20 protein-coding genes and 1 tRNA gene are annotated in these 20,069 nt (G+C 47.5%); 10 read left to right on the top strand and 11 right to left on the bottom strand.

From position 1 onward, the window contains the following. The first annotated feature begins 14 nt into the window (after positions 1-14). From ELY38_RS10175 to ELY38_RS19540, 4 genes are read left to right on the top strand one after another with little or no spacing between them, the layout of a single operon-like run. Complete coding sequence (locus ELY38_RS10175; RefSeq protein ID WP_127061910.1) at positions 15-944, top strand: dihydrodipicolinate synthase family protein; 930 nt, start codon at positions 15-17, stop codon at positions 942-944. Then, positions 937-1,953: a 2-hydroxyacid dehydrogenase gene (locus ELY38_RS10170; RefSeq protein WP_127061908.1), complete on the top strand. Its 1,017-nt coding sequence runs from the start codon at positions 937-939 to the stop codon at positions 1,951-1,953. The genes ELY38_RS10175 and ELY38_RS10170 overlap by 8 nt, the downstream gene beginning before the upstream one ends. After that, positions 1,953-2,558 (top strand): alpha-hydroxy acid oxidase, encoded by a 606-nt coding sequence (locus ELY38_RS19545; protein WP_281274332.1) that lies wholly within the window; start codon positions 1,953-1,955, stop codon positions 2,556-2,558. The genes ELY38_RS10170 and ELY38_RS19545 overlap by 1 nt, the downstream gene beginning before the upstream one ends. Next, positions 2,537-3,109 (top strand): alpha-hydroxy acid oxidase, encoded by a 573-nt coding sequence (locus tag ELY38_RS19540; protein WP_281274331.1) that lies wholly within the window; start codon positions 2,537-2,539, stop codon positions 3,107-3,109. Before ELY38_RS19545 ends, ELY38_RS19540 begins: the two co-directional genes overlap by 22 nt. Before the next feature lie 394 nt (positions 3,110-3,503). Here ELY38_RS19540 and ELY38_RS10160 read toward each other — a convergent pair whose 3' ends face one another. The 8 genes from ELY38_RS10160 to ELY38_RS19535 all read right to left on the bottom strand — a co-directional run bounded on the left by ELY38_RS10160 (position 3,504) and on the right by ELY38_RS19535 (position 10,492). Next, a complete protein-coding gene (locus ELY38_RS10160) occupies positions 3,504-3,965 on the bottom strand; it encodes a hypothetical protein (RefSeq protein ID WP_127061906.1) in 462 nt (153 codons plus the stop codon). Positions 3,966-4,297: 332 nt separating this feature from the next. Beyond that, the gene (locus ELY38_RS10155; RefSeq protein ID WP_127061904.1) at positions 4,298-4,621 is read right to left on the bottom strand and encodes a hypothetical protein; all 324 of its coding nucleotides are present in this window, start codon (positions 4,619-4,621) and stop codon (positions 4,298-4,300) included. Positions 4,622-4,681: 60 nt separating this feature from the next. Further along, positions 4,682-5,518 carry an integrase domain-containing protein gene (locus tag ELY38_RS10150; RefSeq protein WP_185858959.1) on the bottom strand — a complete coding sequence of 279 codons (837 nt, stop codon included), beginning with the start codon at positions 5,516-5,518 and terminating at the stop codon, positions 4,682-4,684. Between the two features lie 1,931 nt (positions 5,519-7,449). After that, positions 7,450-7,776, bottom strand: a complete 327-nt coding sequence (locus ELY38_RS10140) for a hypothetical protein (protein ID WP_127061900.1) — start codon at positions 7,774-7,776, stop codon at positions 7,450-7,452. A gap of 650 nt (positions 7,777-8,426) precedes the next feature. Continuing rightward, positions 8,427-8,503: transfer RNA gene (locus ELY38_RS10135), tRNA-Pro, on the bottom strand. A 136-nt stretch (positions 8,504-8,639) separates the two neighbouring features. Further along, positions 8,640-9,443 (bottom strand): inositol monophosphatase family protein, encoded by an 804-nt coding sequence (locus tag ELY38_RS10130; protein ID WP_422822326.1) that lies wholly within the window; start codon positions 9,441-9,443, stop codon positions 8,640-8,642. Between the two features lie 100 nt (positions 9,444-9,543). Then, on the bottom strand, positions 9,544-9,996 hold the full coding sequence (locus tag ELY38_RS10125) for an anti-virulence regulator CigR family protein (RefSeq protein WP_127061896.1): 453 nt from the start codon (positions 9,994-9,996) through the stop codon (positions 9,544-9,546). A 106-nt stretch (positions 9,997-10,102) separates the two neighbouring features. Further along, positions 10,103-10,492: a pilin gene (locus tag ELY38_RS19535; RefSeq protein WP_222845142.1), complete on the bottom strand. Its 390-nt coding sequence runs from the start codon at positions 10,490-10,492 to the stop codon at positions 10,103-10,105. Positions 10,493-10,750: 258 nt separating this feature from the next. On the opposite strand from ELY38_RS19535, the gene pilB reads away from it, so the two are divergent. The 6 genes from pilB (at position 10,751) to ELY38_RS10090 (ending at position 16,415) form a co-directional block, all read left to right on the top strand. Next, positions 10,751-12,445 carry a type IV-A pilus assembly ATPase PilB gene (pilB, locus tag ELY38_RS10115; protein WP_127061894.1) on the top strand — a complete coding sequence of 565 codons (1,695 nt, stop codon included), beginning with the start codon at positions 10,751-10,753 and terminating at the stop codon, positions 12,443-12,445. A 3-nt stretch (positions 12,446-12,448) separates the two neighbouring features. Next, positions 12,449-13,681, top strand: coding sequence for a type II secretion system F family protein (locus tag ELY38_RS10110; RefSeq protein WP_127061892.1), 1,233 nt, complete (start codon positions 12,449-12,451; stop codon positions 13,679-13,681). Between the two features lie 17 nt (positions 13,682-13,698). Then, positions 13,699-14,541 (top strand): prepilin peptidase, encoded by an 843-nt coding sequence (locus ELY38_RS10105; protein ID WP_127061890.1) that lies wholly within the window; start codon positions 13,699-13,701, stop codon positions 14,539-14,541. A 121-nt stretch (positions 14,542-14,662) separates the two neighbouring features. Further along, positions 14,663-15,253 carry a dephospho-CoA kinase gene (coaE, locus tag ELY38_RS10100; protein WP_127061889.1) on the top strand — a complete coding sequence of 197 codons (591 nt, stop codon included), beginning with the start codon at positions 14,663-14,665 and terminating at the stop codon, positions 15,251-15,253. 28 nt (positions 15,254-15,281) lie between these two features. Further along, the gene (yacG, locus tag ELY38_RS10095) at positions 15,282-15,515 is read left to right on the top strand and encodes a DNA gyrase inhibitor YacG (protein WP_127061887.1); all 234 of its coding nucleotides are present in this window, start codon (positions 15,282-15,284) and stop codon (positions 15,513-15,515) included. A gap of 21 nt (positions 15,516-15,536) precedes the next feature. Next, complete coding sequence (locus ELY38_RS10090; RefSeq protein WP_127061885.1) at positions 15,537-16,415, top strand: DNA replication terminus site-binding protein; 879 nt, start codon at positions 15,537-15,539, stop codon at positions 16,413-16,415. Between the two features lie 6 nt (positions 16,416-16,421). Here ELY38_RS10090 and ELY38_RS10085 read toward each other — a convergent pair whose 3' ends face one another. From ELY38_RS10085 to rpsA, 3 genes are all read right to left on the bottom strand, one after another. Continuing rightward, complete coding sequence (locus ELY38_RS10085; RefSeq protein ID WP_127061883.1) at positions 16,422-16,760, bottom strand: hypothetical protein; 339 nt, start codon at positions 16,758-16,760, stop codon at positions 16,422-16,424. A gap of 807 nt (positions 16,761-17,567) precedes the next feature. Continuing rightward, on the bottom strand, positions 17,568-17,945 hold the full coding sequence (locus ELY38_RS10080) for a histone-like nucleoid-structuring protein, MvaT/MvaU family (protein WP_127061881.1): 378 nt from the start codon (positions 17,943-17,945) through the stop codon (positions 17,568-17,570). A gap of 289 nt (positions 17,946-18,234) precedes the next feature. Beyond that, on the bottom strand, positions 18,235-19,917 hold the full coding sequence (gene rpsA, locus ELY38_RS10075) for a 30S ribosomal protein S1 (protein WP_127061879.1): 1,683 nt from the start codon (positions 19,915-19,917) through the stop codon (positions 18,235-18,237). Positions 19,918-20,069: the final 152 nt, after the last annotated feature.

Here is a 20,069-nt window from a genome sequence, read left to right as displayed (position 1 = left end):
ACAAGGAGAATGTCATGTCCCAAACAAGTGGAGACGTCTGGTCACCGGTAATTACTCCCTTCGGCGCAGATCTAGCGCCGGATAGGCAGCGTTTTGTGGCGCATTGCCAATGGCTAACTTCAAATGGCGTTGGCTTGGCCGTGTTCGGCACCAATTCCGAGGCCAACTCGATGACAGTGGCTGAAAAGCAGACGCTGCTAAAAGCGCTGGTGGATGGCGGTGTCGACCCCACTAGGATTATGCCCGGCACCGGGAGCTGTACAATTGATGATTGCGTGGCGCTGACACGCGAGGCAGTGGACGCTGGCTGTGCCGGCGTGCTGATGCTACCGCCCTTCTACTATAAAGGTGTTAGCGACGAAGGCTTGTTTCGCTATTACAGTGAGGTGATCAATCGCGTCGCAAATTCGCGCCTACGGATCTACCTCTACCATATCCCGCCGGTCACTCATGTCCCGCTCTCGTTTGAACTGATCGAGCGTTTACGTGACGCCTTCCCGGGCATTATTGCTGGCATCAAGGACAGCGGCGGAGACTGGGCACACACCAAAGGGTTAACCGAACGCTTTGCTGGGCAGGATTTTGCCGTATATGCGGGCAGCGAGCGGTTCTTGCTGGATACCCTGCGGGCAGGCGGCGCTGGCTGTATCAGTGCCACGGCCAACGTCAATCCAGCGGCCATCGTTGAGTTGGCCCGGCATTGGCAGGCGAACGATGCTGATGATCGTCAGCAGAACCTCAATGTTGTACGCGACCTGTTTGAAAAGTACCCACTGATCCCTGCCATGAAGGCGGCAACAGCTTACTTCTCAGGAAAAGACGCTTGGCGGCGTGTGCGACCGCCCTTAGTAGAGCTGGAGGAGCAGCATGTGTCTGAACTCGTGTCTTCGCTTAAAACGACAGGATTCCAGATGGAAGGCGTAGGCGAGGCGAGCCATGGCTGAGCAAACAAAAAAATGGCGTATCGTTGCCGTACGGCGGCTCAGTGAGGCTCAGCTTGAGGCGCTTTCAGAGGTTGCCGAGGTCGATTACTTCGAAGACGTGGACGAATCAAATCATGCTGATTTCATGACAGCGCTTTCCAAGGCCCATGGACTGATCGGCGGCAAGCTGGAGCTCAACGAGGCAATGTTGGCCGAAGCACCAGCGCTACAAGTGGTTTCCACTATTTCAGTGGGTTATGACCACCTGCCTCTTGGGGCACTTAACCGGCGCGGCATTCTTCTCTGCAATACGCCCGATGTGCTGACTGAAACCACAGCCGATACGGCATTTGCGTTAATTATGGCGACCCAGCGTCGGCTAGTCGAACTAGCCAACATGGTTCGTGAGGGTGGCTGGCGTGCACATATCGGTGCCGAGCACTTTGGAGTGGACGTACATAGCAAAACCCTGGGCATTGTGGGTGCAGGTCGTATTGGTGCAGCGATTGCCCGGCGTGGGGCATTGGGTTTCGGCATGCCCATCCTCTACACAGCATCTTCCTCTAAGCCTGCGCTTGAACAGCACTTAGGGGCGCAAAGGCGTGAGCTGAATGACTTGTTAGACGAAGCGGATATCGTCTGCATTAGCGTGCCCTACAACGATGATACACATCACTTAATTGACGCTCATGCTCTAGCACGGATGAAACCGACGGCAGCACTCATCAATATTGCGAGAGGTAAGGTGGTCGATGAACCAGCGCTGATCGAGGCACTCCGCTCCGGCGGGATTCGTGCAGCTGGGCTTGACGTTTTCGTAGAGGAACCGCTTCCATCCAATTCGCCACTGACAGCCATGGATAATGTAGTGACGACGCCACACATCGGCTCAGCGACCCATGAAACACGTGAGGCCATGGCTCAGTTGGCAGTCGATAACCTACTGGGTGCGCTAATCGGTTGCGAACCGATCAACGCCGTCAATGTGAATGTCTGGCGACGGTCTGCTTCTGACGATAAGGAGACATGATGCCCCGTCATCTAGAACGTATTTTATGCCTAGATGATTTTGAGCGGGAAGCACGGCGGCGTTTACCACGACCGCTATTCGGATACGTGGCTAGCGTGGCTGAAGATGGCATTACCGCCCGGTCTAGCCATGAAGCCTTCGATAACTACGCATTTCTTCCACGGGCGTTGATCAATGTCTCTAGTGTATCGACTGAAACCGAACTCTTTGGTCGCCGCTATGCCTACCCTTTCGGTATTGCCCCCATGGGCATCAGTGCGCTCACAGCCTATCGGGGAGACCAAGTGCTGGCGCAAGCAGCATCAGACAGCGGCATCCCCATGATTGTCAGCGGTACATCGTTGATACCCATGGAAGAGCTTTCAGGAGCAAAAGGCTCGGATTGGTTCCAGGCTTATCTTCCCGGAACCCCGGAGGAAATCGACGCCTTGCTGGCGCGTGTTGAGCAAGCAGGATTTAACAATCTGGTGGTCACCGTGGACTACGCCGTGCCGCCCAATCCCGAAAATCATCGTCGCGCTGGCTTCTCTTCGCCGCTGCGCCCTAGTCTACGGCTAGCTTGGGATGGGGTGGTACGGCCGCGATGGCTATTCGGACTTTTCTGAAGACATTGTGGCATCACGGTATTCCGCATTTCGAAAATAATGCGGCGACCCGCGGCGTGCCAGTACTGGCTAAGAACGTCAACCGTGATTTTTCGGGCCGTCGGCATCTTGATTGGTCGACGCTCGCTCAGGTTCGGACAAGGTGGAAAGGAAATCTAGTGGTCAAAGGTATTCTGCACCCAGACGATGCACGGCGTGCTGTTAGCGCGGGTGCCGATGGTTTAATAGTTTCCAATCATGGCGGCCGACAGCTCGATTGCACCGTAGCCCCGCTGACTATGCTGCCGGAAGTGCTGGAGGCGGTTGCTGGGGCAGTGCCCGTCATGATCGACGGTAGCTTTCGACGCGGCAGCCAGGTACTCAAAGCTCTGTCGTTGGGGGCAAGCTTCGTGTTCCTCGGGCGCCCTTTTAACTATGCGGCAAGCGTCGCTGGCGAAGCTGGTGTGAAAAAAACTGTCATGCTGCTGGGTAGCGAAATAGATCGCAATATGGCGCTGCTTGGTGTAACAAGCGTGGAGGAACTGACCCCCGATTTGTTACGGCGACATTGACATAGCCTACCAAGGAAATATTAGTAAAAGATGCTCAGACGCAGGTCAGTTCCAGGTAACATCGAAACAAGTATCTAGATGAATCAGTCTTACCACGCTAGTTGGCAAAGCTTGTTTTAACAACTGCTTTTGGTAGCCTTTAGAAGGCTACCAATTGGATTCCAAAACCTCATCAAACACTGAGTGGAGGACTGCCTTGGAGTACAGTACGGCTAAGACTGCTTGCCGAATCTTAAACAGCCTCGTTATAATTAAACTTAGTAAGTGGCAGTATAGCAGTTACACGAACCACATATTAGCTTACTCAACCCTTAAGTATGCACTACTCTCTTTGACTTTTGTTGCAGAAAATTCATGAAAAATAATACATTAAATTAATCATATTATTGGGATATTATTTTTCATTTTTCGGCACAGGCAAACCGTTAACAAAAGACTGAAAGTCTTCACTGTATTCGCGAGCATTATTCTCCCACCATCCATATAAGTAAGTTTTTTCACGGTAGGCTTGAATAAGATTACACCAGTCAGCCCAGGCATCGTTTTCCACTAATTTGTATTTTTTATGGTGTCGAAACGCGAGTTCGAATATATTAAAAACCATAAACAAAATAGTCGAAAGAACTTCCTGAGAAGTTCCTTGTAACTCAGTATCATAAGATGTCTCTAATTCTTTCCAAATACCAGGGTGTGCGATCCACAGTTTATTAATTTCATCAAACTTTGAGAGAAGCGCCAAGTCATTGGCTGCACGAACATGGCGTGTTTGCACGGACATCTGCCAGATTGCAACCAGCAGAGTGACGATGATGCCCAGACTTTGGATAATATCCACTAGTTTAATGGAAGTTGTCACAGTGCACTCTCCGAATAGTGAATATGATTTCACTTTTGAGCATACCGTCAGTTAATCCTTTGATGATCTAGTGCGAATCCCGACCTAAAAACTACTGTTATCATATTACGCTAGAGAACTAGGAGCTATTTTGGCATTTCTAGCTTAAGACGTTTTGAAAACGATTCCTGTTTTCCTCGTAAGAACGCGGTCATGTAGACCCAGGGCAGCTGTATCAAAGTGTATATACAATTTAAAATATCGCACATGGTTAATTATGTATATTACATAAATACCCTTACATGACCTGACTGAACATCAGATGCAACCATTTGATTGTAAACACACGTGATTCATCTGTTTTGTTTCGGCAACTGGCGACGCTCAGCAGTGAATGGTTTCGGAGGACAGCCCTGTTTCTCAGCAAGTTTCCAGAGCTGCTTAAGCGCGTAGTAGTGCGCTTCTCGGGTGCGATCACTGAGTTCTGCCATAGGCTCACTACGATAGTATCGGATCACATGTTTACCTCCCACCTGCCCCAGCGAATGAGCCCCTTGCGCAATACAAAACTCACCGAAAGCTAACATCCGCCTTTGCTGTTGTGCGCGGTTATCTTTACCACCCTTTCTTGCATAGCCATTGGTAATCCTATGTATTTCAAGTAATAACGGTTTCATAAAAGCCCCCAATATAACTTGACACAACACTGATACGATTATGTCCAAGTTCCCGCGAGATCACTTCTCTTGAAAGCGATCCTGTTCCTTATTAACAATTTTTCCGCAGATAACCGGCGCTGGATAACCTGTTAGCTCTTGGTAGCGACGACAAGCGTAGGCTGCGCGTAGATCGTGAAACTTGATAATGCCACCGCTTTTTAGTGTTTTACGTGCTCTGTACAGCTCAGACTGTCGGAAAGATCGCCAATCGATTTCCGCGGGAATTACTGAGCTGCCCTGGCTTTGTACCTTCGATGCAGCTTCTAACGCATCGAACTGATGAGAATGATAAAGTTTGATAACACGTTTACGCCCACCCTTTGTACCAAGTGTGACCGCGATAAAGCCCTTTTTAAGTGCCTGAACTAATGCTTTATTAGCGTTCAGAAGCGCCGCTTCTTTTAAGCGCAAACCAAAACTCCAACAAAGCATCACCACTGCAGCTGCAACGACCAGGCTGGAAGTCGTTAGGTTCTGAACTACCTGCTGGATCTCCGTAGCGTCTATTCCAGTAGGTGCATGCTTTCGTACAGCGACTCGTCGGGCAACGCCGCAATCACTCACAGCTTTGACACTCCGCCACTCTGGTTTCGCCAGTCGCATCACGGTGTTGACGGCGCTGATCAAACGCTGAGCATAGCCTGCGGTATATATTTTCTCTTCTACTTGTTTGGCCAGTTCCTTACCGTATTGAACTAGGAGTTCGAACGTCACATGTTCGAGTCTGCGTACCCCTAAATTTCGGGCATAGTCCGCAAATTTAGACCATGCTTTGTCAACTGAGTCGACTGACAGGTAAGACAGATTTTTTCGTAACACTTCTCCGTTTAGCAGGATTCGCCCTGCTGATGCCATATTCCTGGTCCCCACCCCGACGTTGCGACACATATTGTTACTCTCAAATGTAAAAATATAATGGGGATGCCTCCGTACAGTTTATAGCCGATCTGAATGGCACCCCCGTTTTCGCTCATAGCCAAAAAACTGCACGGTAAGTTCTAGTTGCACTCGTAACGTAAGAGGCAAACGTGAGCGAGCGACGTTTGGTGAAGGTGTCGCTGACCTTTTATTTATGATTGCCATTTTTCTTTCTCCTAGTAGGTGCTGGCCGGGCTGCGCTGCATCCCCGTACTGGGATGAGCAACCTACTCCGCGGATTAACATTTATTGGGCGTTTAAAAGAGGCTTATCACGCGTTTTCACGCGCCAAGCGATTATTGAAAGTCCCGAATGACGTGGCCTTCATGGTATTTATTCAATCCGTTACTTTTAGAACATGATTTTTTAACGGACAGTGCCTAACACACAGCCACTTGGTTACGATCGCAGGATCGGGGAGTGTGTGTTGGCTGGAAGGGGAGTAACAAAGTTAATTTTAATCAATCGCTGGTCAGTGCCAGCTTTAGAAAGTGAGACATGGTCTCGTTTGTGAGTATTTGCGTTCGTACTGGCATGACCAGTTTTAAAAGCTGATTTTTTCTATTGCCCAGCTAGCAAATTGACCGGCCTAGCTTAACCAGTGATATCCATATCAGCATCAGGTCTAAATCATTGTTTTCTGTAATTAGACCAAGCACTGGAGTGAGGGCTGAAAAATCATTTATTTGTCACAATGCTTAAAAGTACTCTCAGTGTACTTTTAACGACCTTTTTAAGCTTTTTTTCACAAGCCGTAAGGAAAAAAGAAATGGCGAGTACGCTGTGTGTACCTACAAAGCATTGAAAAGTACACTGAGCGTACTTTTAAAGCCCTTTTTCAAGTTTTTATCACAAGTCGTAATAAAACAAAAAATGGCGAGTACGCTGAAGGCATCTACAAAACGAAATTGAAGAATAGGCTAGAAGTGTCCTGAGAACACAGGGCAGTCCACGCGAAGACCACACCATCACAGCACAGCCCGACCTCTCGATCCAAACGCATATCTGGTTGAAAGCAGGTGGCCATAATCATCTACGCATTACGCGTATGATCCGTTCGTTAGCGTTGTGCCATGCGCCAGAGCTTGCTCGGGCTTTTCAGCAGGCCGTAATAGATATTGGCACTCAGCACGGCGTAGTCTCCGAAGCGTCGCTGCAGTTTTGGCGGAATGCGTGGTAAAGCAATTTGGCATATTTGCCATATCAAATGATTTATAGCTGCGGGCACTGAAGCGATAGGTTCGACCACAGCTCGAAACAGATAGACCTTTCTCAAGCGTGAATCAAAATAGAAACCGTATATTTTATTTTAAATCAATAAGTTATAACCATTTTGATAGCTATAACTAAGCCAATTCGTATCTAAAACACTTAACATCCATCGTCCGCCAGCGTTAGAGATAACGCTTAAAATGACTAAAAAATATTTTAATAAAATAAAATCATATATTTACGTGTAATTTAAAAAATAATCGAAAGCTATTCATACACTGGATCTGCGTGATTTAAGATAGAAAATCATTAAATCCAGCAGTGATACGCTCAATCCACCAAGCTCACTTATGGCCAGTAAAGGGCCAATCCACTTTTCATCTACGAAGCCACGCCGTAAGCGACATGCTGAACTATAGGCACGCTCTGCCAAGCGCTCTCACCAGCTAGCTCATAAAAAGCAACGAAAAAAGCAGGGCTGGTCTTGTTAGAAAAGGTACGGAGAAGAAGACAGGGTGGAAAGCCTCAGAAGCATCAAAAGGTTTTCACCATACTTTCATGAGTAGCTTACCTGAAGCCTTCATGTCGAAAATAATTCGAATTTTCGACATGAAGTAAAACTAGTCAAGTCAAATCATAAAGAAACGATTAATCCCTTATTCACTACTGAGATTAAGCGAAGCTTCCAGGCTTTGTTTCGCCATGAAAGCTTCTGCTGTTGAGCGCTGCGGATCTACTTTAGACAGCCAAGCTAAAACATCAGAGAGTCGGTACCTGACATTACGTCCACGACGCACGAACCGTGGACCGGGCTCTCCTAACAGCAATCCAGTCACCCTACTTTTACGTGCAGTCGAAGGGGCCGCAGGAATCAAGGAGGGAAAGACGGCGCTTTCAGGCAACTCAATCAGCTCCGGACTGTAGCCTTGATGGTAAAGGCGAAATGCGTTATCCAATATGTCTTCACTTTTCTTTTTGGTCATGACGGGAGCTCCTAGTAATTTACCCTTGTCATGTTGCCCAATCGAACTCTCAGCTTGTTTGGTGTAATCTACCCTTTTTCGAAATTGAACAGCTGTACTTTTCGTACTGTTTCAGGGGCATTTCAGAACTCGATAGAAAAGACCTCCGCTAACGATTTCGGACACGTGTCAACTATATGTCACCTTTTGACCAGCAATAACCATCTGCTAATGCTGCATTCCTTGCTTCTGAAAGTCGTCTGGGTGGTTACGTCGCATTTCGAAATCCTCTGGATCAGCCCCGTTATAAATAAGCTAAGCCTCTTCACAGGTTAAAATATCAACAAAGCACCAAATGGATAGCGTCATATTTTATTTATCTCAAAAAAGTTGGCTAACTGCGTTGCCTGAATTTCGGGTGACTACCTTTAATCCATCAAGATGGATGGAGGTAACGCATAGCAGAACCATCTGAACCGAAGTTTCCTTATTTTATATGGAGTGGTTTTTTGGTTCTGGTGAGAGATACGGTGTGGTGAGAAAGATGAATCATTGTTGCCAGCTGCGCCTTCTTGTTTCCGACGCGTGCTACCTATTTGCTACCTAAAATCTAACAAAACAAAAACGGCCACTGTAGCAATTAGCTAAGTGACCGTTTTATATGTCTTTTTTGGTCGGAGTGACAGGATTCGAACCTGCGACCTTTGCAACCCCATTGCAACGCGCTACCAAGCTGCGCCACACTCCGATATCTTGTAGGGCTTTTGCCTCAAGACGGTGCGTATACTAGCGTTTTATTGATCAAATGAAAAGCCCTTTTTGCGCTTTCTTTTCAAGTATTTGCCATAATACGCCTATCCTCTAGCAATAGCAGGCTTCTAGCCCTAGTGGGCATTCAATAATAGCTTTCTCATCGCTTCATAAACGCCTGGAGCCGTAACCAGTAATTCTTTAGGATAAAGATCGGCTGGCACGCCTTCGGGCACGGCCGTCAAGTGCCCCACTTTAGCTCCAGCCTCACGTGCAATTACCCAGCCGGCCACAAAATCCCAAGGGGAAACAGTTTCGTAATAAGCACCGAGTCGACCGCATGCTACATCACAAAGATCAAGCGCTGCAGCACCGTTGCGTCGTACGTCTCGACACTTGGCCAAGACTGCTCCTAAACGGAGCATTAGTTGCTGGCGTGCTTCCTTTTGATAGGGGAAACCTGTACCTACCAGAGTTTCACCTAGTATGGCGACATTACTGGCAGCGATCCTCTCTTGATTGCAATAAGCCCCCAACCCTTCGGCCGCACTAAATGTTTCTTGCAAAAAAGGCGCATGCACCACGCCTACCTTGGCAATACCGCCTTCCATCCAACCGATGGATACAGCAACGTGCCGTAAGCCTTGTGCAAAGTTAACCGTTCCATCGATAGGATCTACCACCCATAGATGAGATGTATCAGGATTCAGAGCTAGTTCAGGCGAAAGCTCTTCGCTCAAGTGCGCCTCGCCGGGGAAATGGGAATTTAACCGTTGACGTATTAATTCATCGACGGCCACGTCCACATCAGTCACCAGCTCATCATCTACTTTCAACCGCTGAGAGAATGACTGATCCGCACGTGCCTGACGAATCAACTCACCTGCCTCTTCTGCGATGAAGATAGCCAGGGACAGACGCTCTTGCAATGTAGGCATGCTAATTTCCTTCTCATACTGCGCTTAAACCAGCAAGCATAATCCCATATTATGACTTTTTAAGTCACGAGCAGCCGCCCAGCCAGAATTTGTCAGCAACCTAACGTCGCAGAGCATTTACAAGGATATCGACAACTACGCGTGTTGCTGCTTCAACCAGTACGACATCGGCACCGACACGCTCCCACTCATAACCAGGGTAGCGAGGCAGTTGAGAAGTCAATGAGTCATCAAAGCGTTTTGCAATTCCTGGGGGCAAAGGTTTACCGCGTTCGATTTGCCTCTGAATACCGGGTGGCAATGGCTCGGCGGCTGGCGCATTATATTGGCGCAGGATTTGCAGGAGTTCTCGCTCATTCAACCGCGGTAGATCTACTTGTTGTTGGTCACGCTCATCTCGTGAATAGCGCGAGCCTCCATGATGATGCTTATCATGACCATGATGCCCCCGTGCTCCATGAGCAGGCGCATGTGCTGGCTGGGCAGAAGCGGTATTGATCGCTAGGACCGCTCCCAAGATCCCGACCAGAACCAACGTATTTATCTGTTTCACTGTCTACTCCCCTCTCTGATACTAAGCTTTCAGTCTAGCGAGCAAATACGGAGGGAGTGTGGAAATAAAATGGTTATCAGGCAATACGACTGGCTACCGCAATGCATCATAAAGAGTCCGCTGGCATTATGCTGCCCGCCACAATCTTGATACTACCAGCGTTAGTGCGTTTCGTACTGATAGCGTCAACATCGCCACTGTCATAAAACGCCTGGGCTAGCTCTAACTGGCGATCTCCATCATCAAGTTCACATGCCTGGAAATTAAAACCCTTAGGAACAGAGATAGCTGATGACTGTGTTAATGAGTTGCTCGTTAATACCATGCTTCGATAGGAGGCTAACTCCCCCTCGCAAGCTCTTACAGAGGCCTTATCCAGATAGTTTCCATACTGGGGCACAGCCACTGCCATCAAGACACCGATTATAGCAATCACTACCATTAACTCAATGAGTGTAAAACCCTCTTGTAGGTTATTGATTTTAATGCTTTTCATACTGTATCTCATAATCATTCTCTTCATTTCAAAGAAATGGCAAACTCAGCAACACTGGTTCAGTTTTTAGACGCTGTAGGTGCTTCTCTTACTAATACATATTTAATTTTACTTAATCAACTACTTTATTTAGAATCTGATGCATATTTGTCTTTATAAAACATAAGGGCATCATCCAAAAATGAATAATATAACTATGAATAAATTAAAATTAGCATCTTATAACACCGCCTTTAATTCAAGAAAGCGAACCGGGCAATGAACACCCAAGGGCTGGCTACTCGTTTTGTTAAGCTAGATCTGTTAACCCCGGAACAGGTAAGTGACGCACAGGCCGCGGCTAAAAATTTAAATATATCGCTATTGCATTACGTGGTTGAACATCAATGGGTAAGCACTATATCGGCGGCTTCTGCTGCCGCGAAAGAATATGGTTTGCCTCTGATTGACCTGGAAGCCATTGCACTGGACGCATTGCCTCCCGCTTCCCAGTTTCCAGCTAGGCTTCTCAAGTCATTAAATGTACTGCCATTGTCATATAACGGCCAGCACCTAACGGTCGCTATTACCTGCCCATCCCTATTGGCTCAGTTTCAAGAGTTAAAGTTTGCGGTCGATGCCACGCGGATTGAAGGCGTACTGGCCCCAATGGATCAACTCACCACAACGCTAAACAGTTACCTTGCTCATGGCAAATATGCTTCTCTCGATCATATTCAAGATATAACCGTTAGCGCTACAGCCATTGATAGTGACGATTTGCCGCTTGAGGAGAACATGCAAAATGTCGAGGACGGCCCTGTTGTTGAGTTTGTAAATAAAGTTTTAATGGATGCTATTGATCGCAGCGCTTCAGACATCCACTTCGAGCCCTATGAGCATCAATATAGGATTCGCTTTCGAATTGATGGCGTTCTTATTGAAATTGCGCAGCCTCCTCTATCGATGCGCAATCAGATTGCCGCACGATTAAAAATAATGGCGCGGCTGGATATATCTGAGCGTCGCGTCCCTCAGGATGGTGCCATCAAGCTTAAACTGTCCCACGATCGTTCGCTGGATATACGCATAAACTCACTCCCTACGGTTTATGGTGAAAAAATAGTGCTTCGCCTACTTGATCCTGCCGCCATTCAGTTAAGTATTGATCAGCTAGGCCTCACAAATACTCAGCAAGCACTCTACGAACAAGCCCTTAAACAGCCACAAGGTATGATCCTGGTAACAGGACCAACCGGTAGCGGCAAAACTGTTTCACTGTATACGGGCATTACATTACTCAATAAGGTAGAGCGAAATATCTGTACTGCAGAGGATCCTGTTGAGATCAAGGTTTCGGGTATTAACCAGGTAAATGTACTGCCTAAAATTGGACTGGATTTTGCCAATGCCCTGCGCGCCTTTCTGCGCCAGGATCCGGATGTCATCATGGTGGGTGAAATACGGGATTTAGAAACGGCAGAAATTGCGGTAAAAGCCGCCCAGACCGGCCATCTTGTACTGTCTACCGTACATACCAACTCAGCGGCTCAAACTTTGACTCGCCTTTCCAACATAGGCGTATCCCCTTTTAATATTGCAAGCTCAGTAAGTCTGATTATCGCACAGCGCCTTGCCCGTAAATTATGCAATTACTGTAAGACAACAGCTGACATCCCTTTTGAAGCATTGCTCAACGAAGGCTTCTCAGAGCATGAAATTGAGCAGGCCACTTTGTATCGTCCCGTTGGCTGTAGAAAGTGCACACATGGCTATCAAGGTCGTGTCGGCATCTATGAAGTTGTGCCCATTTCTGAGGCGATGCGACAGCGTATTATGCATAACGAATCAGCTATCGAGATCGAACAGCAAGCGAGAAATGAGGACCACCACAGCCTTCGACGAAGCGGTTTGCATTACGTGTTGCAAGGCGCGACCAGCCTGGAGGAAATTAATCGGGTCATTAAGGAGTAACCCATGGCTCGGCAGACGAATAAGTCCAAGGTTCGCCCACGTCATTTGTACCGCTGGAAGTGGATAGGCATAGGACCTCAAGCACGATCAATAACCGGTGAAAGCATTGGCCATAGCAAGTCAGATATTATTGTTGAGCTAAGCAAACAAAATATTCATGTACGCCGTATTCATAGAAAAGGCGGCACATACTCTTCGGGCGGCATAAAACCAGCTGATATCATGATCTTCTCTCGTCAAATGGCCACCATGGTCAAAGCAGGAATTCCTCTTTTACAAGCGCTTAACGTTGTAGCAGAAAGCTTTAATAAGCCCTCCATGGTAGCCCTTATCAAGCGGCTAGCCGACGAGGTGGCATCAGGTACGAGTTTTACTGATGCACTGGGGAATCATCCTCAACATTTTGATCAGCTATTTATTCACTTAGTAGAGGCTGGTGAGCAAGCGGGAACCCTTTCAGCCATGCTAGATCGCAACGCTATTTATAAAGAAAAAGTAGAATCACTCAAGGCGCGCGTAAAAAAGGCGCTTTGGTACCCTGCTACCGTATTGATCACAGGGTGGGGAATCACGCTGCTTTTACTGGTTAAAGTGGTACCTCAATTTGAAGGAATGTTTCAAAGTTTTGGTGCGGAACTGCCTGCCCTTACGCAGCTAACCGTTAATCTATCGGCATTGGCGCAACAGCTATGGCTGCCTCTGCTAGGCATTTTAATGATGACGGTGTTGGTATTTAAACGGCTAGCACGGGGCTCATCCGCATTTGCTTACCGACAGGATCAAGCCCTGTTACGGCTTCCGGTTATTGGCAGTATTGTTAATAAAGCGGCGGTTGCACGCTTTGCCCGTACGCTGGCCACAACATCTGCATCAGGTGTTCCATTAGTGGACGGCCTAGACACAGCAGCCGGGTCAACCGGTAATAAAGTTTATGAGCAGGCGGTACGCCAAGCTCGGCAAGACGTGGCGACAGGTCAGCAGCTCCACTTCTCAATGCGGATGACCAACTGCTTTCCCGCCTTGACCGTGCAAATGATAAGCATTGGTGAAGAGGCAGGCGCCCTTGTCCCCATGTTACACCGCATTGCTGAGTACTATGAGGAAGAAGTTGATAATGCCGTTGACGCACTCACCTCTTTGATGGAGCCTCTGATCATCATCATATTAGGTATCCTAGTGGGTGGCATCGTTGTCTCCATGTATCTTCCAATTTTTGATCTAGGCACCGTTATCTAGGTGTATCAAGGAGTGTTATGAAGTTGCCACCATGGGACATGCTTATCATCGTCTTTATTTTCGGTAGTTGTCTCGGCAGTTTTTTAAACGTTGTCATTACCCGTCTGCCGGTAATACTGATGAATCAATGGCGCCTGGAAGCGCGTACCGCATTGGAACTTCCTGTTGAGTCAACGCCTCGATTCAATCTGGCGGTGCCGAGTTCGCTATGCCCTCGTTGTGAAAGCTCCATTGCCTGGCATGACAACCTACCCCTTATCGGGTGGTTTAAACGCTGTGGCCGCTGCGCTGTCTGCAAAGGCATCATAAGTCTGCAATACCCGCTTATTGAACTAAGCGGTGGCATACTTGCTTTAGCCATTACATTTCTCCATGGCATCAGTCCAGCCAGCCTCTTTATCTATGCGGCCTGTTTAACGCTTCTCGCTTTGGCTGTTATCGATTTTCGAACCTATCTTTTGCCTGACATTCTCACCCTTCCCTTATTATGGGCTGGCCTTCTCTACCAGCTATTATTTCAACCCTACATGCTTTCAAGTGCCGTTATCGGCGCGATGGGCGGCTACCTACTGCTTTGGAGCGTTTTTTGGCTGTTTAAATTACTGACAGGTAAAGAAGGAATGGGCTATGGAGACTTCAAGCTTCTAGCCGCCTTGGGTGCCTGGCTTGGCTGGAGCTTTCTGCCCTTGCTTTTACTAATATCAGCGGGCCTGGGTGCCATAATCGGCATTCTTGCGCAGGTGTTGTTGCCTCGCTTGCGTGGAGCCCCCCTCCCTTTTGGGCCATTTCTATCAATCGCGGGCTGGGTATGCCTGCTCATCGGCAATGAGCTTGTGGCTTTCTACCTTTCACTCGTGTGATATGTGACTGAAGCGTACTAATTAAACGCATTTACTTAACCTTTATAAAGCAGGAAAAGGACCGACTTTTGAATTAAAAGCGCGTAAAATGACGTACTAAAGCAAGTAATGAAGGGCTACTATGATCATTGGCTTAACAGGTGGTATTGGCTCAGGCAAATCAACCGTTGCGCATGCTTTTGAAACGTTAGGGGCCAGCTGGGTAGATGCTGATATTGTTGCCCGTGAGATAGTTGAGCCTGGCGAGCCTGCGTTAAAGGCTATTACCGATTACTTTGGCGATGGCGTTACGAAAACTGACGGCACGCTTGATAGAGCAGCACTTCGTGCACTTGTTTTTGCAGACCCGGCGAAACGTCTATGGCTTGAATCCGTTACTCACCCGAAAATTAGAGAGCGGATAATAGAGCAGCTAGCGCACCTATCGCAGTGTTCACCTTATGTTTTACTCGTTTCCCCGCTTCTTTTTGAATCAGGACAGGATGCTCTGGTCGACAGATCTCTAGTGGTCGATGTACCAACCCATATTCAGCTATCCCGAACACTTGCCCGTGACAATGTGAGTACCGAACAGGTACACGCTATCCTGGCTGCCCAACTCTCACGTGAGCAGCGTTTGGCTAAAGCCGACGATGTGATTGATAACAGTGGCGATCATGCCTATATGCTGCGTCAGGTTGAGTGCCTGAATAGCTATTATCGAACATGTTGAGCTTTCTTATTTTACCTAGGAATTTTTTATGTCTCGCTCTGCCAACGATGCACCACTCGAAGTCAACTGCCCTCAGTGCGGCAATACGGTTATCTGGGGACCTGAAAGTACGTACCGGCCATTTTGCAGTAAGCGCTGCCAATTAATTGATTTTGGCGCTTGGGCAGAAGAGTCACACCGTATTGCTGGCGAATCGGCCATGGATGAAGCTGATCTAGAAACACTGCTGGCACAAGCTGATAAAGATGCGCCACTCTCATAAAATGAGGGATAAACGATAATTATGTCTGACACCGACGTAACTGCTTACCGCTTGCTACACGAGCTTGATGATCGTTTTGATCATCTGATTAATACTATCGAAGCTGCGCTTACTCTTTACGAGCAACAAGTGCCACCCACATGGGTTTTCCATCAGCCGATTGTTGACACGGGCTGGTTAAGAAAAGCGCTGCTCGATATGTGGCATCAAGAAGGGCAAGATGGACGAGAAACGCGCAATTACGTAGGAATTATCGCAACCGATGAAGCGCTGATTGAATCGATTGACACTATCAACCAGGCGAAAACGCGCATTAGTGAGCTAATTCAAAAAATAAAGAATCTATCGCCTAAAGCGCTTGGCGATATCAAGCAACGCCTTCCCAAACGTCATCCTTATGTGGATAACGTATTGCGCCAAAGCGGATTTGCAAGGCTTCATTTAAAGCAGTGCTGGCGACACATACCCATTGCCGAGGCTCCTGTGTCACGTATACGGCTCGCCTGGTACAGCAGTGGCCGCTCCATCAAGCGGCTTAGTGTCCAAGAAGCAGAACACAAACTGATGCAGCTTAATACGGAGGCCCCGCATGTACGTATCCAGCTACGTAAACTTGCGGGCCTACCTAGCAGTGAAACTCTGGCGCAAGTACAGGCGCAAGCCCCGTTAATGCGCGCCAATCTGTTTTTTACCGAACCATTAGAGGGTGGCCATACCCGGCGCGCGCTTAATATTGCCATGCCGCTATTTGTTCCTGCACCCGAGCAGCGACTTCCGCATGTTAACCTGCCGCCGTTACATCCTCCTACAGAACGAACGCGAGCAAGAAGGCGCGATGAAAAGCTTGAGCAAGACCCATTCCTACCCAGCCTGCGTATTTACCGTTACAAAGACAAATAGAGGGATTTAGGACACAGTTATAGAGGGCGGCTCATCTTCCGGCCATAGATCATAGGATAATAGCGTTGCAATCAGCTCACGCACTGCCTGACCCGATTGGCCATATTCACGCATCAGTTCTTTCAACTGGGTTTCGAACAAACGCTCTCTGGCCTGCAAACGCTCTGTGGCATCTTCTTCTTCTAACGCGGCTAATGAACGTACAGGCGGCCCTGTGGGAATATCAAAATCGCTATTAGGGTCTTCCAACTGGCGTAATGCTTGTGCAAACGCATCATCTAGTTCACGAAACTTACGCAGTTTTTCACGCTCATCCAACTGTTTTGGAGCTTTGTGATATTTCATCGATGTTTCATTTACACCTTACTTGAAATGGTCGAAGCACCTGAGAACATCAGGTATTTTTTCCACAAACTGTATCCAAACGCGTAAAACGCACTAACCAATTTTTCATAGGTATATTACCACTAACAAACATGCTGTCTCAGCGACCACATAAGAGACCAAACACTATAAAAAAGAAATACCTATTCCGCCTATAGGGTATTTTTAATACAACTTTCAATATTGCCAACCTGACCAGTCGCTCGAAATACTCAACGTTATAAGCACAGAGTGCCGCAGACTGCCTTACTACGTGAGAAAGAGACATATTGCTTCTAGGCGCTTCACGGCGAATGGTAGCTCAGCTATCAGGTTGGAGTATGCATATCTACTCATAGCGTAGCATACAAATCTGATATGCCTTATTTTCTATGAAAAAAGCCGCTCAGTGCAAGCAGTGGAGCTTCTACCAAAGCGAACCCAAAAGAACTGCATTTAGCCTCAAAGCGCTCTACAACAAACTACACCCACCGTGCAGTAAGCCGTAAAAGCCTCTCTACTAAAAAAATTCACTCTCTGGCCACATATTGATGGTAATTTTCAATCCAGCGATTACTGCGAAGAAACATTTACGAGTAGTTTCAATTCGACATTAGCTATTTGATCTTGTCCATGAAAACTATGGTTTTTCAAAGCCTAGAAAACTATCACTACCTGAAATGATTCTCAAACATATCGCTTGCGACGTCTAATAGAGCAAGCAATTTGGATAAATTAAATTATATTAAAGAAATCGGCATTTCAAAATGAAATGCCGATGGACACTACTTAATCTTCCATGCTTTCCAACCATGACTCAACAGCTTCATCACCGTGTTCGTCTTTCCAGCTGCGCAAGCCTTTATGATTTCCACCGCGGGTTTCAATGACTTCGCCTGTATGCGGGTTTTTGTAAATCTTGAGCCGCCGCTTACGGCGATTAGCATTACTGCTAACAGTTGGTTTAATGCTGCGCTGATCGTTAGCGGGATCCAGCAGTGCAATAACGTCTGCAGCACGCTTTCCGAATTCATTCATCAAGGCTTCAAGTTTCGCCTTGAACTCTAACTCGCTTTTTAAACGCTGATCGCCTTCAAGTCGCTGCAGATCTTCTTGCAACTGCTTAAGTTGCTGCTCTTTTTGAATATATTCATTTAGAAGTGACATAGAGGAGTCCTTATACTTCAAATTTACCTACTAGATACTGCATTGACAAGCACAATACCCATTAGTTCAGGATGCGTGGCTATTATTACTTTAAAAGCACTCATTGACAATAGTCTAGTGAACTTTCATTTAATTACTAATATTTTTTTAACTGTTTAACCAGTATTTAAAATTTCAATTCGGGGTTAACATAAGATTTATATCGCTCCCATAATAAGACCATCTAATTTAAAAGCAAAAAAAACGCCGCCCCTAAGGGCGGCGTTTTATAGAACCTGCGACTAAAAAATTAGTCTTGGCCCATCTGCTGTTTAATCAAGTCACCGATAGTGGTCGGACCACCACTTGCTGCTTCAGGCTCTTGATCGCGCAGTTTCTTCAGATTCTGACGAGTATCGTCTTGCTCTTTCGCTTTAATGGAAAGGCTAATCTGACGGCTCTTACGGTCAACGCTTACAATACGCGCTTCAACGCTATCGCCTTCGTTCAGTACGTTACGTGCGTCTTCAACACGGTCAGCACTGATTTCTGACGCTTTAAGAATAGCGATAACGTCAGTTGCCAGTTCGACTTGAGCTTCTTTTGCGTCAACTTCAACAACACGACCTGTAACGATACTACCCTTGTCATTTACAGACAGGTATTCAGCAACCGGGTCGGAATCCATCTGCTTGATGCCCAGTGAGATACGCTCACGCTCGGGATCAATAGAGAGGATAACCGCTTCCGCTTCGTCGCCTTTCTTGAAGTTACGAACGGCTTCTTCACCGGTTTCTGTCCAGGAAATATCGGACAGGTGAACCAGACCATCAATGCCACCTTCAAGGCCGATAAAGATACCGAAGTCAGTGATTGACTTGATGGTACCTGATACGCGATCGCCCTTATTGTACTCAGCGTTGAATGTTTCCCACGGGTTAGCAGTACACTGCTTGATACCCAGAGAAATACGACGACGCTCTTCGTCGATATCCAGCACCATGACGTCGACATCGTCGCCCACTTGGACAACTTTAGACGGGTGGATATTTTTGTTGGTCCAGTCCATTTCAGAAACGTGAACCAGGCCTTCAACGCCTTCCTCCAGCTCAGCAAAGCAGCCGTAGTCAGTCAGATTAGTGACGACTGCGTGTACTTTCATGCCTTCCGGGTAACGCTCTTTGATGTTGACCCACGGATCTTCGCCCAGCTGCTTGAGACCCAGTGATACGCGATTGCGCTCACGGTCGAACTTCAGCACCTTGACGTTGATTTCGTCGCCAACAGCAACGATTTCAGAGGGGTGTTTGATGCGCTTCCACGCCATGTCAGTGATGTGAAGCAGGCCGTCAACACCGCCCAGGTCTACGAAAGCGCCGTAGTCTGTCAGGTTCTTAACGATACCTTTGATCTGCTGGCCTTCTTGCAGAGTAGCCAGCAGCGCTTCGCGCTCGGCACTGTTCTCTGCTTCCAGAACCGCACGACGTGAAACAACCACGTTGTTGCGCTTCGGATCAAGCTTGATGACTTTAAAGTCCAGCTCTTTGTTTTCTAGGTGCGCGGTATCGCGAACTGGACGAACGTCAACCAAAGAACCTGGCAAGAAGGCACGGATAGAGTCAACTTCGACTGTGAAGCCGCCTTTAACCTTACCGTTGATAACACCCTTGATGATTTCGTCTTTCTCGAAGGCTGCTTCCAGAATCTTCCAAGCTTCAGCACGCTTGGCTTTTTCACGGGACAGACGAGTTTCACCGAAACCATCCTCAACCGCTTCAAGCGCAACGTGAACATCATCGCCAATGGCAATGTTAAGTTCGCCGTTCTCGTCACGGAATTGAGAGGCTGGAATTTGACCTTCAGATTTCAGGCCAGCATTAACGGTAACCCAGTCACCGTCAATATCGACAACTTGAGCCGCAACAATAGCGCCCGGCTCCATGTTGATGTCGTTAAGGGACTGTTCAAACAGCTCAGCAAAGCTTTCGCTCATGGTGTTCCTACGTAATTACGTTGTTGAGGCATAAATGCCTTCTCCGCACCACCAGCAAGTGCGGGCCTAATGTAACTCTGCCTTTGAGGGCGTTAGCGCTGGTTTAACCTGACCGGGCTCACTGATGTGAGAAAATGCCCTGCCACGTTGTG

Source organism: Vreelandella nanhaiensis (assembly GCF_003990185.1).
Lineage (GTDB): Bacteria > Pseudomonadota > Gammaproteobacteria > Pseudomonadales > Halomonadaceae > Vreelandella > Vreelandella nanhaiensis.
Note: the sequence above shows the minus strand (reverse complement) of the source record. Positions and strands in the feature narration are given on the sequence as shown.